The following is a 14,771-nucleotide window of genomic DNA, read 5'->3' on the forward strand; positions in this document are numbered from 1 at the left end:
AATCGAAATCGAGAATATTTATACATCTTATTGCTCAGTCTGTGCCGCTTTGAGCCTATGGTCTCAAAGCTATGCTCGACAAATTCGCATAAAATGTATAAATATTCATGACATATGATGTGACAGCCCCCTTTCCTGTTATTTTAGCAGCATCCGTTTCCGCATCCGTTGCCACATCCGCACAGGAGCAGTAAGATCAGGATCAGACAGCTAGAGTCGCTGCATCCGTCATTACCGCTGAAGGTATTGCCGTTTCCACAGCAGCTCAATAAAAGCAGAATCCAGATGATGCAGCTGCATCCGCCGCCGAATAAGCCACGGCTCATGCCTCCTCCGCAGTTATCGTCGCAACCGCAACCACAATTTGTAGCAGCTAAATCACTCATGAATGTTTCCTCCAAAAATCTTGTTTACACTTACATACTATGCATTGGGAAAAAAAGGGTGCAAAATATTTCAGGGAGAAGACAGAGAAACAAATACCTGATACACATCTAAAAGTCCGTACCCCCATTCCCGGTTTGGATAAAGATTATCTCCCCGTCTTTGGGCTCCCCGGATGAAGAGGGATTTCATCTCCTCACTGTTAAAGATCCTGGAGGGAGTCCGATTCATACCCCATTCCATGACCAAAGCACTGGCCCCTGCGGTAATTGCAGCAGCAGCAGACGTACCGGTAATCGTGGTATAGCGCTGTCTCGGAGCAGGGGCAAAAACATTTACTCCCGGGGCAGCAATATCCGGCTTGATCTGTCCGGTCCTTGTATAACCTCGGCTGGAATTCAGATAGAGACTGTTGTTGTATGCATTGTAGGCGGCTGTTGTGATTACAGAGAGAGAAGTGCCGGGGGAGGTAATGGTGGTATCAGGATTAGGCTCCAGAAAAGTCACATCCGGATTTGAAAAACCAGTGATCGGAAGCCAGATATGATAGCTGCCGCTGTTGTAGTTTCCTGTATACACACGGATTTTCCAGGATCCGGGAGTTGGATCTGTGAAACGGATAAAAATAAGCTGGCTTCCGGAAACTGTCTGGATGATTTCAGAACTGACAAAAATTTTGGTGTTTTCCAGGATAAAAGAAATATTTTCACTGTAGCTGAGTCTGGGAGGAATCTTCTGGACCACCTCCCCTAAAGGGGATTCAAAACCAACCGCATAGACTTCCGGAGGCTGTCCCCAAAGTTCAGCGCAAAATCCCCGGGTGCCTTCCTTTACCAGAATTTCCACAGCGTTATACTCTGTAGAGTTTAGAGCAGTACCATAGTAGTGGTGAGCTCTTCCGGCTTCATTGCCTGCAGCGGATACGCCGGTAATGCCCCGGAACTGATTTGTGACAGACAGCATGGAGTCCAGTGGAGAATCCCCAGAATGAGCACCCTGGCTGGTGCCAAGCCCCAGACAGATTACCAGAGGTTTTAACAGCTCTTCCGAGAGCCGGATGAGATAACGGATGCCGGCCATGATGTCCGTCATCTGATAAGCAGGAGCGTCTCCTGTAACATAGAAAAAGGATTTTAAGTATTCCTTGGCAGGTTTCAGTTTGACAACAGCGATCATTGCCTGAGGAGCGGCTCCAGCGAAGTCATTTTCAGGAAGGGCAGTACCGGCGGCAATCCCGGCAAGAGCCGTGCCATGGCCGATTTCGTCCTGGCTGGGAACCAGAGAATAAGGATCCTCCAGTGCCAATGCCTGATTAATTTCCTGCCGGGTATAGACACTTCCATATTCCAGATCGTAGGGCGGTGTGCCGGTCTGAACCGTCTGGTCCCAGAGACCGTATATACGGCTGTTGCCGTCACTTCTTCTAAAAGCCGGATGAGTATAGTCAATTCCCGTATCGATAAATCCCAGGATAATATCCTGGCCGGTAAGTTTCAGTACCGGCTGGTTCTGTACCTGGGTAATCCCTGCTGCATCCAGATTTACCGTGTCCAAAAGTGTGTAGAGCTTGGGCACAGTGGTATAAAAAAAGCCCTCCTCAAAAAAAGCGGCAAAGGACCGCTCAGAAAGGGGATAATGGATCATCCCGTAATACTCATTAAAGACTTGTGCACCCTGTTCCCGATATTGATTGAGAAAACAGGGAAAATAAGGGACGATGACATCTGCATACTCTTCGGAAAGAATCATTTCTCGTATAGATGGCATAAAAACTCCCATGTTTTTGGCTCTTCATTCTTTTCAATCTATGAATGTTCCCTGAAAATCTTGACTGGAACCAGGGAGATTTCCCAAGAATATGATATAGAAAAACAAAGGTGTATCTGAGAAAAGTCATGAGGGAATTAAGTGGTAAGGGAATCGGAGTGGCTGTTTTAGATACAGGCGCTTTTCCTCATATAGATTTTGGCAGCAGGATCTGGGCCTTTCGAGATTATATCCATGGACGGGAACAGGCCTATGATGATAACGGACATGGCACCCATGTGCTGGGAATACTGGGCGGGAGCGGGGCTGCCTCCGGCGGGAAATACCGGGGGACAGCGTCTGGCTGCGGCCTCATTCCCATTAAAGTTTTAGATGAAAAAGGAAACGGAAATAAGGAAAAGGTTATCCAGGCACTGAAATGGATTGAAGAAAATATGGAACGCTATCATATCCGGATTGTAAATATTTCTGTAGGGACTACCCAGCGAAAAGGACATGAGGACCTGATAGAGGCTGTGGAAGAAGCCTGGGATAAAGGACTGGTGGTAGTGGCCGCAGCAGGCAATATGGGGCCGGGAAAAGGGAGCATTACAGCTCCGGGCAGCAGCCGGAAGATCATTACAGTAGGCTCCTCCGATATGCTGGTACGTAATCAGGGAATATCCGGAAGAGGCCCTACGAAAGACTGTATCAGCAAGCCGGACATTGTGGCTCCGGGAAATGAGATTATTTCCTGTTCTAATAAAAATTGTCCTTATCCCTATACCAGAAAGAGCGGTACTTCTATGTCTACCCCTGTTGTCTCCGGGGGAATTGCGCTGCTTCTGGAAAAATATCCGGAGCTTACAAATCTGGATGTAAAAAAACGGCTGAGGGCTACAGCAAAAGACCTGGGTTATCCCCACAATCTCCAGGGATGGGGGCTTTTTCAGCTGCAAAACTTTTTAGGTAGGTCATAACTTCTGGTTATGGATGCTATCAAAGTTAAAAAACTTATTGACAGGTTTTGTATAATTGTATACAATGATACAAGCAGTTCTATATAGTAGCGTATGAAACTATGATTTTTACAGAAAATGAGGAGTGAGAGAAATGATTGACAGAGCTGTACGTATGAATTATCACACGAATCTGTTGGAACTGGAGGAGCATATGTATCCTCTGGTAGATGTGGAAAAGCCCAATGTATTCCGAAACCTGTTTCCTTATACAGAGGTACCGAAGATTGCTTTTAACGACAGGATCGTCCCTCATCACATGCCCGATGATATTTGGATCACAGATACTACTTTCCGCGACGGTCAGCAGTCCAGGGCCCCCTACAGTACAGAACAGATTGTAAAGATCTATGAATATCTCCACAGACTGGGAGGACCTAACGGAAAGATCCGTCAAAGCGAATTTTTCCTCTACAGCAAAAAGGACCGGGATGCAGTATATAAATGTCTGGAAAAAGGATATAAATTTCCCGAGGTTACAAGCTGGATAAGAGCAAGCAAAAAGGATTTTGAACTGGTAAAAGATATTGGTCTGAAAGAAACAGGAATTCTGGTCAGCTGTTCTGACTATCATATTTTCTATAAAATGAAGATGACCCGCCGCCAGGCTATGGAACATTACCTCAGCGTAATCCGCGACTGCCTGGAAATTGGCATCAGTCCCAGATGCCATCTGGAGGATATTACCAGGGCAGATATCTATGGTTATGTAATTCCTTTCTGTCTGGAACTGACAAAGCTGATGGAGGAATATTCCATTCCCATTAAGGTCCGGTGCTGCGATACCATGGGGTATGGGGTAAATTATCCCGGCGCTGTGATCCCCAGATCTGTTCCGGGAATCATCTACGGCATTATGACCCATGCCGGATTTCCTTCTGAACTTATTGAGTTCCACGGCCATAACGATTTTTATAAAGCGGTAAGCAATTCTACAACAGCCTGGCTCTATGGAGCCAGTGGTGTAAACTGTTCTCTTTTCGGTATTGGAGAGCGGACAGGGAATACACCTCTTGAGGCTATGGTATTCGAGTATGCCCAGCTGAAGGGCTCTCTGGATGGAATGGACACCACAGTCATCACAGAACTGGCTGAATACTATGAAAAAGAGATTGGTTATAAGATTCCGCCCCAGACTCCTTTTGTGGGAACTGCCTTTAATGTTACAAGAGCCGGAATTCATGCAGACGGACTGTTGAAAAATGAAGAGATTTATAATATATTTGATACAGAGAAATTCCTGAACCGTCCGCCTCAGGTGGCAGTCTCCAATACTTCCGGCCTGGCAGGGATCGCCCACTGGATCAACAATCATTTCCGCCTGTCTGGCGAGAAGCAGATTGACAAGAACAGTGAGCTGGCAGTCATGGTCAAAGCCTGGGTGGACAAGCAGTACGAAGAAGGCCGTGTAACGGTACTGACCGATGATGAGCTTTTGGCCGTAATTGATGAGTGCTGCAGCCGTTTGGGAGTGAAACTGGAATAAGGACGGCGAAAGAAGATGGCAGGAGAGTCATTGAGAGAAAAAGTTTTTCAGAAACTCAGGGAAGACATTCTGAAAGGAAAATATAAAAAAGGCGATGAGCTGGTAGAGTGCACTATTGGAAAGGAACTGGGGGTGAGCAGGACCCCTGTAAGAGAGGCTGTACGGCAGCTGGCCCTGGAAGGACTGGTACAGATCATACCTAATAAAGGTGCCTTTGTCACCGGCATTTCCTCCCAGGATGTTATGGACATGTATCAGATAAGAGCCCGGCTGGAAGGGCTGTGCGCTTCTATGGCAGCCGGGAGGGCCACAAAAGAACAGCTGGAAGGTATGGAAGAGGCTATTGTCCTTTCCGATTACCATGCAGGAAAGGGCAACTATGAACAGGTCTGCCAGCAGGATGGCAGATTCCACGAACTTTTGTATGAGGCTTCTGGAAGCAGGATCCTCACCCATACCCTGGGAGATTTTCACCAGTATCTGCAGAGAGTACGTAAGGCCTCGGTGCAGTACAGAATGAGAGTGCGGCCTTCTAACAGCGAGCACAGAGAAATCCTGGAGGCTATCCGGCAGGGGAACAGTCAGGAGGCGGAAAAAGCCGCCTACGGACATATTGCCAATACCATAGAAAATCTGAAGAACTTTGACATTGAGAAGGTTCTTCGGGAAGAAATGAAGTAAAGAAAGATGGGAGAAAGGAGATTTTACCTATGGAAAAAATTAAAATGACCACACCTCTAGTGGAGATGGATGGAGATGAGATGACCAGAATCCTCTGGAAAATGATCAAAGATGAGCTGCTCCTTCCCTTTGTGGACCTGAAGACAGAATATTATGACCTGGGCCTGGAGCACAGGAATGAGACCAATGACCAGGTAACTATAGATGCGGCAGATGCTACAAAGAAATATAAGGTTGCTGTAAAATGTGCCACTATTACCCCCAATGCCGCACGTATGGATGAATATCATTTAAAAGAGATGTATAAAAGTCCAAACGGAACCATCCGTTCTATGCTGGATGGTACGGTTTTCCGGGCACCTATTGTGGTAAAAGGCATTGAGCCCTGTGTGAAGAACTGGAAGAAGCCGATTACCCTTGCCAGACATGCATACGGTGATGTATATAAAAATACAGAAATGATCATTCCAGGACCAGGAAAGGTAGAATTGGTATATACAGACCAGGAAGGGAAAGAGACCAGAGAACTGGTCCATGAATTTCAGGGGCCGGGAGTGGCTCAGGGAATGCATAACCTGGACTCTTCCATTGAAAGCTTTGCAAGAAGCTGTTTCTCCTATGCCCTGGATACAAAGCAGGATCTGTGGTTTGCCACTAAGGATACTATTTCCAAGAAGTACGACCACACCTTTAAAGATATCTTCCAGGAAATTTATGACAAAGAGTACAAAGAGAAGTTTGAGGCTGCAGGCATCACCTATTTCTATACACTGATCGATGATGCAGTAGCCAGAGTCATGAAAGCAGAAGGCGGCTTTATCTGGGCCTGCAAGAACTATGACGGCGATGTGATGAGCGACATGGTATCTTCTGCCTTTGGTTCTCTTGCCATGATGACCTCTGTACTGGTGTCTCCTCATGGATATTTTGAGTATGAGGCAGCTCATGGAACAGTTCAGCGCCACTACTACAAACACCTGAAGGGAGAAGAGACCTCTACCAACTCTGTGGCCACCATTTTTGCCTGGACAGGAGCTCTGAGAAAGAGAGGGGAGCTGGATGGAAACCAGGATCTTTGTGATTTTGCTGACAAGCTGGAGAAAGCTACTGTAGGTGTTATTGAGAGCGGAAAGATGACAAAAGATCTTGCACTGATCACCAGTCTGGAGAATCCTGTAGTGTTAAACAGCCAGGAATTTATTCAGGAGATACGCAAAGAACTGGAGAAGTAGAAATAGAAATTTCAGGAAACGGTGAAAGAAAGATTAAAAAATGGGAGAAACCTGCCTATTGGGCAAGTTCCTCCCATTTTTCATAAAGCTCCTCCAGTTTTTCGGCAATTTCTCCTTTCTCTGCGGAAAGAGGAATACACTTAGAGGGGTCTGTGGCTACTTCAGGCTTTGCAAGCTCTTCATCGATTTCTTTGTCCCGGGTTTCCAGCTCTTCAATAGCTTTTTCTGTTTTCTTAAGCTCATTTTCACGTTTTCGTATACGGGCCTGCTCCTCTTTTTTCTGCTGCCAGTCCTGCTTGGTAGAAGACATTTTTTCCAGGGGCTTCTCTTCTTGGAGCTGAGGGGCGTAGACCGAAGTCAGCTCTTCTTTTTTCTCCAGATAATAATCATAATTTCCGATATAATTTACCAGTTTCTGGTTGGTTAGTTCCAGAATCCTTGTGGCTGTCCGGTTAATAAAATAACGATCATGGGACACATAGAGGACGGTTCCCTCATAGCTTTTTAAAGCGTCTTCCAGGATTTCCTTGGAGATAATATCCAGATGGTTGGTGGGCTCGTCCAGGATCAGGAAGTTGGCCTCTGACAGCATAAGCTTTGCCAGAGAGACACGTCCCCGTTCTCCGCCGCTTAAAGCAGAGATGGGCTTGAATACATCGTCCCCTGTGAAAAGAAAAGCGGCCAGAAGATTCCGGATTTCTGTGTTGGTCAGCTTTGGATATTCATCGGAGATTTCTTCGAATACCGTTTTCTCCATATGAAGCACATGGTGCTCCTGGTCATAGTAGCCGATATGTACTTTGCTGCCCAGACGGAAGCTGCCTTCATCAGCAGGAAGAAGGCGGTTTAAAATCTTTAGAATGGTAGTCTTTCCAGTACCATTATTTCCGATAATAGCCACTTTTTCCCCTCGTTTAATGGTAAAGTTCAGGTCTTGAAACAAAGGGAGAGAGGGGAAGGATTTGGAAAGATGTTCCACCATCAGCACATCATTTCCGCTGGTGATCCTGGGTTTTAAGGAGATACGCATAGCTGCGTCTACCTCTGTAGGCTTTTCCAGAACCTCCATTTTTTCCAACATTTTTTCCCGGCTTTCTGCTCTGCGGATAGATTTTTCCCGGTTGAACTGCCGAAGCTTGGCGATAACCTCTTCCTGGTGTTTGATTTCCTGCTGCTGATTTAAATAGGCCTGATAGGCCGCCTTACGAAGCTGGGCTTTCTTTTCACTGTAGGCAGAATAATTTCCGGTAAAAACCGTAGCCTTTGTATTATCCAGCTCAACAATTTTCGTGACGACCTTATCCAGAAAGTATCGGTCATGAGATACAATGAATACAGCTCCAGGATAATTTAGAAGATAAGTTTCCAGCCAGGCGATAGAATCCATATCCAGATGGTTGGTAGGCTCGTCCAGAAGAATAATATCCGGACTGGAGAGAAGAAGTCTTCCAAGAGCTACCCGGGTTTTCTGTCCTCCGGATAGTGTGGAAACCATTTTGTCAAAATCTTTTTCTTCAAAACCCAGTCCTTTCAGCACACCTATGATCTCACTTTTGCAGGCATAGCCGTTTTCCTGTTCGAATTTCTGGGTAAGGCGGGAATAGGATTCCATGATTTTGGACAGCTCTTCTCCAGAGGCATGCTTCATTTTTTTTTCCAATGCCCGCATGTTCTGTTCTATGTCCAGGATATGCTGCTTCATTTCCAAGAGAGAGCCGTAAATAGAAAGATTCGTGTCGATCTCCTGGTGCTGAGCCAGATAGCCGATAGTCTTTCCTCTGGACAGGATCACCTGCCCATTGTCAGCGGGAAGTTCCCCCATGATGATCCGGAGCAAAGTAGTTTTTCCTGCACCGTTGATACCGATAAGGGCCGCTTTTTCCCGTTCCTCTATATGAAAATTTACATCCTGGAGCAGAAGCTCGCCGTCAAAGGATTTTTCAATGTTCTGACATGCAAGTATCATTTCTGTTGTCTCCTTTAGTGTTTTTTTGCAAAAGTCTGTCCCTACTATTATAGCGGAAAATCTGAATTTGACAACAGATAAAAGGAATTATAATTGACTTTAATTTAACGATTATATATAATATTAGTTAGGAATGTGTACTTTTGATAGGAGGGTTTGTCGTGGACGATAAAGGTATCTCAAAAGCAGTAATAAGAAGACTGCCCCGCTATTACAGATATTTAGGAGAACTTCTGGAAGAGGGCGTGGAGCGGATATCCTCCAATGAGCTCAGTGAGAAAATGCGGGTAACCGCTTCTCAAATCCGCCAGGACTTGAATAATTTCGGTGGTTTCGGACAGCAGGGATATGGTTATAATGTCCCGTATCTGTATGCGGAAATCGGAAAAATACTGGGGCTTGACAAGACACACCATATGATCATTATCGGTGCCGGAAATCTTGGACAGGCTCTGGCTAATTATGTAAAATTTGAAAAAAGAGGATTTAAAATTGTAGGGATTTTTGATGTAAATCCAGTGCTGAAGGGGATTTCTATTCGGGGAAATGAAATCCGTATGATGGAGGAACTTCCCCAGTTTCTGGAAACCCATGACGTTCAGATAGCAGCTCTGACACTGCCTAAGAATAACGCGGCGGAAACCGCAGATTTTCTGGTGCAGCATGGGATAAAGGCCATCTGGAATTTTGCACATCTGGATCTGGATGTGCCGGAGGATGTAATCGTAGAGAATGTACATTTGTCCGAAAGTCTTATGCGTCTCTCTTATAATCTGAACTGTTATGTATCAGAACACAAAGATAAGAAATAGGAGGAGCAAACTGCTGTAAAAGAAATTTTGCGGCAGTTTTTTCTGTAAAAATATGAAGTCTGAGAAATTTTTCAGAAGGTAAAAAAGGAAAAGGCGGTGTTACAGATGGAACTGCTGGTGACAGGAAACCAGATGAAAAAACTGGATACATTTACGATTCAGGAGATGGGGGTGCCGTCTCTTGTTCTTATGGAGCGGGCAGGACTTGCAGTATATGACGAAATGCTGAGAGAAGGATTTCCTTTAACCAGGACACTGGTTCTCTGCGGAGGAGGAAATAATGGAGCAGACGGAGTGGTCATAGCCCGCCTTCTTTTTCTGGCAGGCTATGATGTAGATGTCTGTATTTTAGGAAATCCCGGTCATTTTACAGAAGAAATGAAGAAACAGATAGATATTGGAAAAAAATATGGTATTTCCTTTGTCAAGACTTTTCTTCCCAATGAATATACTACTATAGTAGATGCTGTCCTTGGAGTGGGACTGTCCAGGGGGGTATCAGGAAAATACAAAGATGCCATCCTTCTGATTAATGATTGCCAGGGAAAGGTAGTGTCTGTGGACATCCCTTCTGGAATCAGCGCAGACACCGGAGCTGTGCTGGGCGCAGCAGTAAAAGCAGATTTGACGGTGACATTTGGATATAGAAAAGCCGGATTATGTTTTTATCCGGGAGCGGCATATGCCGGAAAGATCATTGTTGCAGACGTAGGAATATATAAAGACAAAAGAGCTGTTTTAAAGCCGGAACTTTGTGCCTGTACTTTTCAGGATCTTCAGAAACTGAAAAGGTTGCCTGAGGGAAACAAGGGAAGTTTCGGTAAGATTTTTCTTGTGGCCGGGAGCCGGGATATTTTCGGGGCAGCTTATTTAAGCGGTTATGGAGCCATGAAGACTGGAGCAGGAATGCTCAAAGTATGTACTGCAAGAGAAAACCGGCAGATGTTTTCCTGCTTTCCAGAGGCCATGCTCCAGGTATATGATGAAAATACGGATTTAGAGGCAATGATGAAAGAAGGAATGGACTGGGCAGACGTATACGGCATTGGACCGGGGATTGGAACAGGACCTCTTGCAGAAGCTCTTCTGGAAATCCTTCTTGCAAATGGGAAAAAGCCTTTGGTCATTGATGCAGATGGCATTAATCTTCTAAGAGGAAGGAAAGAGCTTCTCAAAAATTATCCGGGAGGAACCATTCTTACGCCTCATCTGGGGGAATTTTCCAGACTTACAGGAGTATCTGTTGAAGAATGGAAAAAGAATCCCATAGAGATTACAGGAAAGACAGCAGAGGAGCTTCATACAGTGCTTATATGCAAAGACGCCAGAACAGTTATCGCCGAAAATCAGGAAAAAGTCTGTATCAATCTTTCGGGAAATGACGGCATGGCTACTGCAGGCAGCGGAGACGTACTGACGGGAATTCTTCTGAGCGTACTTGCTCAGAGAAAGGGAGAACTTTTTGGGAGCGCATGTCTGGGAGTATATCTCCATGGGGTGGCCGGGGATCTGGCAGCTGAGAAAAAAGGACGTGCCGGTATGCTGGCGAAGGACATTGCCCAGGCGGCAGCCAGTATTTTAAATGAACTTTAAAGAGAGGGCAGATAGATGAGATTACCAAGCAGAATCCAGGCGGATATTAATCTGGATGCATTTACTTTTAATTTGACAAGTATTAAGCAAAATCTGAAAAAGGAAACCAAGATCATTACTGTATTGAAAGCAGACGGATATGGGCATGGGGCATTGCCTCTTGCCAGAGAAGCGGTGAAAGACTCAAGGGTCTGGGGAATCGCTGTGGCAACGGTAGAAGAGGCAGAGGAACTTTACCAGGGAGGAATCCGTAAACCTCTGCTGATCCTGGGATATACCTACGAAGAAGATTATGAGCGGATAGTCAGAGAAGATTTCCGCCCTACAGTGTTTAAACTGTCCATGGCGAAAAAACTGTCTCAGATTGCTGTAAAAAACCACAGGACGGTAAAAATCCATATAAAGGTTGATACTGGAATGAGCCGGATCGGATATAGAGACCCGGAAGAAGCAGTGCCGGAAATCCTGGAAATTTCCCGTCTTCCGGGAATAGAGATAGAAGGACTGTTTACACATTTTGCAAGAGCTGATGAAAAAGAGACGGAGCCTGCCTATGAGCAGCTGAGAAAGTATGAAAGTTTCCGGAAGACTTTAGAAGAGCAGAAGCTGCATATACCTGTTTGCCACTGTTCTAATAGTGCCGGAATCATTCGTATGCCCGAGGCAAACCTGGACGCAGTGCGTGCCGGGATCATTCTCTATGGACTTTATCCTTCAGAAGATGTGGAGAGGGAACCAGTTCCTCTGAAACCGCTGATGGAGCTGAAAAGTCATATTGCGTACATAAAAACAGTGGAGGCTGGTGTTCAGATCAGCTATGGGGGAACCTTTACTACCCAGAGGGAAACCAGGGTGGCAACGATTCCCGTAGGATATGCAGACGGCTATGCCAGAGGTCTTTCTAATAAGGGAAGCGTCTTAATACGGGGAAAGAGAGCTCCCATTCTGGGGAGAGTCTGCATGGATCAGTTTATGGTAGATGTGACAGATATTCCCCAGGCAAAAGAATTGGATGAAGTCGTGCTTCTGGGCAGAAGTGGAGAGGAACAGATTACCATGGAAGAGCTGGGTGAGCTGTCCGGCAGATTTAATTATGAGTTTGCCTGCTGCATCAGTAAAAGGGTGCCCAGGATTTATTTTAAGGACGGACAGGTGATGGAATAAAGATACCTTGGATAATACATGAATACACACAGAAAAACTGGGCAGAATTATATCAGAAGAGAGAATGAAAATCTCTCATTAAATATCGGAGTGTGAAATCTGTGGTTATCAAACGAGGTGACATTTTTTACGCTGATCTGCGTCCGGTAGTGGGCAGTGAGCAGGGAGGCGTTCGTCCTGTTCTGATCATTCAGAACGATGTAGGAAACAAACATAGCCCCACAGTAATCTGTGCGGCGATTACTTCCAGGATGAATAAAGCCAAACTGCCTACCCATATAGAGATTGATGCGTCTTCCTATGCAATTGTAAAGGATTCCGTGATCTTGCTGGAGCAGCTTCGGACTATTGACAAACGAAGACTAAAAGATAAGGTATGCCATTTAGATGCAGAAATCCTGCAGAAGGTCAATCATGCCCTGTGCATCAGCCTGGAGCTTCCTACATAATCAGTCCTTCCAGGCTTTTTCCAGGGAAATCTTGACGAACGTTAGAGAAAATGGTATTTTAATTCTGTGGGCCTTGGGCCCGGCAGTGAAAAACACAGGAAGAAAGAAGGAATAGAAAAGATTTATGGATGACAGCAGTGGCCCTTTATGGGCTCTCATATTTTTTGTCTTGTTTATTATCATTAACGGAGTGCTTTATGGATTCGGTTCTGCGGTACAGAAAGTGAGCCAGAGCGAAATAGAGAAAAGAGCAAAAGAAGATGGCGATAAAAAATCTGTCTGGCTTTTAAAAGCCATGAACCATCCGGTTCCTATTGTGAATACGATTCTCACTACGGCCACGCTTCTGAGTATTCTTACCGGATATATAGGAATCAGAGGAATCACGCCCTATGTGTATGGAGGATGCAGCCAGATTGTCAGGCTAGCCGGGATTGAAATCCCTGCCCAGGCAACTATGGTGGTCTCTGTTGTGCTTGTGGTGATTTTCGCTTTGATGCTTCTGGTGTCCTTAGGTGTGGTCTCTGCAAAAAAAATTTTTGTCAGTAACCCGGACAGGTGGGTATATCGGACAGCCGGAATCGTCCGTTTTTTTGTGAAACTTTTTTCACCGCTGACTTTTGTGATACTGAAGATTTCCAATGGTGTTGTACGCCTCTTTGGCGTGGACCCTCACCATCATGAGGACATGGTAACAGAGGAAGAGATTATTTCTATGGTAGACGATGCCCATGAGAAAGGGGTCATTGAAGAAAATGAAGCGGAAATGATTCAAAATATCATGGAGTTTTCCGAGACAGAGGCTCAGGATATCATGACCCACAGAAAGAATATCCATGGGCTGGAGGAAAATACTACTTTGAGAGAGGCTCTGGAGTTTATGCTGGATAACAGCAATTCCAGATATCCGGTGTATAGGGAAGACATTGATAATATTGTGGGAATTCTTCATTTAAAGGATGCAATGAGACGGATGGCTGATCCAGATTACGGGGAAATGGCGATAAAATCCATTCCCGACCTTATCAGAGAGGCTTCCTATATTCCAGAGACCAGGAATATAAACGACCTGTTTAAGGCTATGCAGGCAAAGAAAATACATATGACCATTGTAGTGGATGAGTATGGACAGACAGCGGGCCTTGTAACAATGGAAGACATTCTGGAGGAAATCGTAGGAAATATTCTGGACGAATACGATGAGGAAGAACAGTTTATCCATGTGCAGACAGATGATTCTCTGATCATGGAAGGCTTTACTCCTCTGGAACAGGTAGATGAAGTTTTGGGCTCAGATTTTGACGAAGCAGATGAATTCGATACTCTTAACGGATATCTCACTTCTCTGTTAGGTCATGTACCCAATATGGAAGAGGATAAGGAGATCAAGACAAAAGGTTATCTATTCACCATTCTTGCAGTGGAGAATAATACAATACAAAAGGTACGGGTGGACAAGCTGCCCGAAGAAGAAAAAGGAGAAGAAACATGTCAGGACATTCAAAATTCGCAAACATAAAACATAAAAAGGAGAAAAATGACGCAAAAAAGGGAAAAATCTTTACAGTTATCGGACGAGAAATCGTAGTTGCTGTTAAAGAAGGGGGCCCGGACCCTGCAAATAACAGTAAACTGAGAGATGTAATCGCAAAGGCAAAAGCTAACAACATGCCTAATGATACCATTGAGAGAGGTATTAAGAAAGCAGCAGGCGATGCCAATGCAGATAATTTTGAGAAGCTTACTTACGAAGGCTATGGCCCCAGCGGTGTTGCTATTATCGTGGAGACTCTTACAGACAATAAAAACCGTACAGCAGGAAATGTTAGAAGTGCCTTTACAAAGGGAAGCGGAAATATCGGCACACCAGGCTCTGTATCTTTCATGTTCGACAAAAAAGGACAGATTATCATTGACAAAGAAGAATGTGAGATGGATGCAGACGACCTTATGATGACTGCTCTGGATGCAGGAGCTGAAGATTTTTCTGAAGAGGAAGACAGTTATGAGATCATTACCGACCCAGATGAATTCAGCAAAGTAAGAGAAGCCCTTGAGGCAGCAGGCATTCCTATGGCAGAAGCCCAGGTAGCCATGATCCCGCAGAATTATGTAACTCTTACAGACGAGCAGGATATTAAAAATCTTCAGAAAACACTGGATCTTCTTGAAGATGATGATGACGTAACAGATGTGTGGAACAACTGGGACGGAGAATAAAATCAATTAGTATACACAT

The 14,771-nt window shown here is 45.0% G+C and carries 13 protein-coding genes; 10 read left to right on the plus strand and 3 right to left on the minus strand.

Annotated features, from left to right (window positions below):
- Positions 1-143: 143 nt before the first annotated feature.
- Complete coding sequence (locus B5G33_RS18940) at positions 144-386, minus strand: chorion class high-cysteine HCB protein 13 (RefSeq protein WP_087418771.1); 243 nt, start codon at positions 384-386, stop codon at positions 144-146.
- 70 nt (positions 387-456) lie between these two features.
- The gene (locus tag B5G33_RS18945) at positions 457-2,163 is read right to left on the minus strand and encodes a S8 family peptidase (RefSeq protein WP_242974773.1); all 1,707 of its coding nucleotides are present in this window, start codon (positions 2,161-2,163) and stop codon (positions 457-459) included.
- Between the two features lie 116 nt (positions 2,164-2,279).
- Here B5G33_RS18945 and B5G33_RS18950 point away from each other — a divergent pair, with 116 nt between their 5' ends.
- The 4 genes from B5G33_RS18950 (at position 2,280) to B5G33_RS18965 (ending at position 6,548) form a co-directional block, all read left to right on the plus strand.
- On the plus strand, positions 2,280-3,110 hold the full coding sequence (locus tag B5G33_RS18950; RefSeq protein ID WP_087274187.1) for a S8 family peptidase: 831 nt from the start codon (positions 2,280-2,282) through the stop codon (positions 3,108-3,110).
- Positions 3,111-3,243: 133 nt separating this feature from the next.
- Complete coding sequence (locus tag B5G33_RS18955) at positions 3,244-4,635, plus strand: 2-isopropylmalate synthase (protein ID WP_087274136.1); 1,392 nt, start codon at positions 3,244-3,246, stop codon at positions 4,633-4,635.
- Between the two features lie 15 nt (positions 4,636-4,650).
- The gene (locus B5G33_RS18960; RefSeq protein WP_087274138.1) at positions 4,651-5,316 is read left to right on the plus strand and encodes a GntR family transcriptional regulator; all 666 of its coding nucleotides are present in this window, start codon (positions 4,651-4,653) and stop codon (positions 5,314-5,316) included.
- A 29-nt stretch (positions 5,317-5,345) separates the two neighbouring features.
- A complete protein-coding gene (locus B5G33_RS18965; protein ID WP_087274140.1) occupies positions 5,346-6,548 on the plus strand; it encodes an NADP-dependent isocitrate dehydrogenase in 1,203 nt (400 codons plus the stop codon).
- Between the two features lie 55 nt (positions 6,549-6,603).
- Here the strand turns inward: B5G33_RS18965 and B5G33_RS18970 are convergent, their stop codons facing one another.
- Positions 6,604-8,514 (minus strand): ABC-F family ATP-binding cassette domain-containing protein, encoded by a 1,911-nt coding sequence (locus B5G33_RS18970; RefSeq protein WP_087418772.1) that lies wholly within the window; start codon positions 8,512-8,514, stop codon positions 6,604-6,606.
- A gap of 161 nt (positions 8,515-8,675) precedes the next feature.
- On the opposite strand from B5G33_RS18970, the gene B5G33_RS18975 reads away from it, so the two are divergent.
- From B5G33_RS18975 to B5G33_RS19000, 6 genes are all read left to right on the plus strand, one after another.
- On the plus strand, positions 8,676-9,326 hold the full coding sequence (locus tag B5G33_RS18975) for a redox-sensing transcriptional repressor Rex (RefSeq protein WP_087274144.1): 651 nt from the start codon (positions 8,676-8,678) through the stop codon (positions 9,324-9,326).
- 105 nt (positions 9,327-9,431) lie between these two features.
- Positions 9,432-10,919, plus strand: coding sequence for an NAD(P)H-hydrate dehydratase (locus B5G33_RS18980; protein WP_087418773.1), 1,488 nt, complete (start codon positions 9,432-9,434; stop codon positions 10,917-10,919).
- Positions 10,920-10,934: 15 nt separating this feature from the next.
- Positions 10,935-12,083: an alanine racemase gene (gene alr, locus B5G33_RS18985; protein ID WP_087274148.1), complete on the plus strand. Its 1,149-nt coding sequence runs from the start codon at positions 10,935-10,937 to the stop codon at positions 12,081-12,083.
- A 101-nt stretch (positions 12,084-12,184) separates the two neighbouring features.
- Complete coding sequence (locus B5G33_RS18990; protein ID WP_087274189.1) at positions 12,185-12,532, plus strand: type II toxin-antitoxin system PemK/MazF family toxin; 348 nt, start codon at positions 12,185-12,187, stop codon at positions 12,530-12,532.
- 124 nt (positions 12,533-12,656) lie between these two features.
- The gene (locus B5G33_RS18995) at positions 12,657-14,051 is read left to right on the plus strand and encodes a hemolysin family protein (protein ID WP_087418774.1); all 1,395 of its coding nucleotides are present in this window, start codon (positions 12,657-12,659) and stop codon (positions 14,049-14,051) included.
- Positions 14,021-14,752 (plus strand): YebC/PmpR family DNA-binding transcriptional regulator, encoded by a 732-nt coding sequence (locus tag B5G33_RS19000; RefSeq protein ID WP_087274152.1) that lies wholly within the window; start codon positions 14,021-14,023, stop codon positions 14,750-14,752. The genes B5G33_RS18995 and B5G33_RS19000 overlap by 31 nt, the downstream gene beginning before the upstream one ends.
- The last annotated feature ends 19 nt before the right edge of the window (positions 14,753-14,771 follow it).

Origin of the sequence: Blautia sp. An81, assembly GCF_002161285.1 — a bacterium.
GTDB classification, from domain to species: Bacteria; Bacillota; Clostridia; order Lachnospirales; family Lachnospiraceae; genus Blautia; species Blautia ornithocaccae.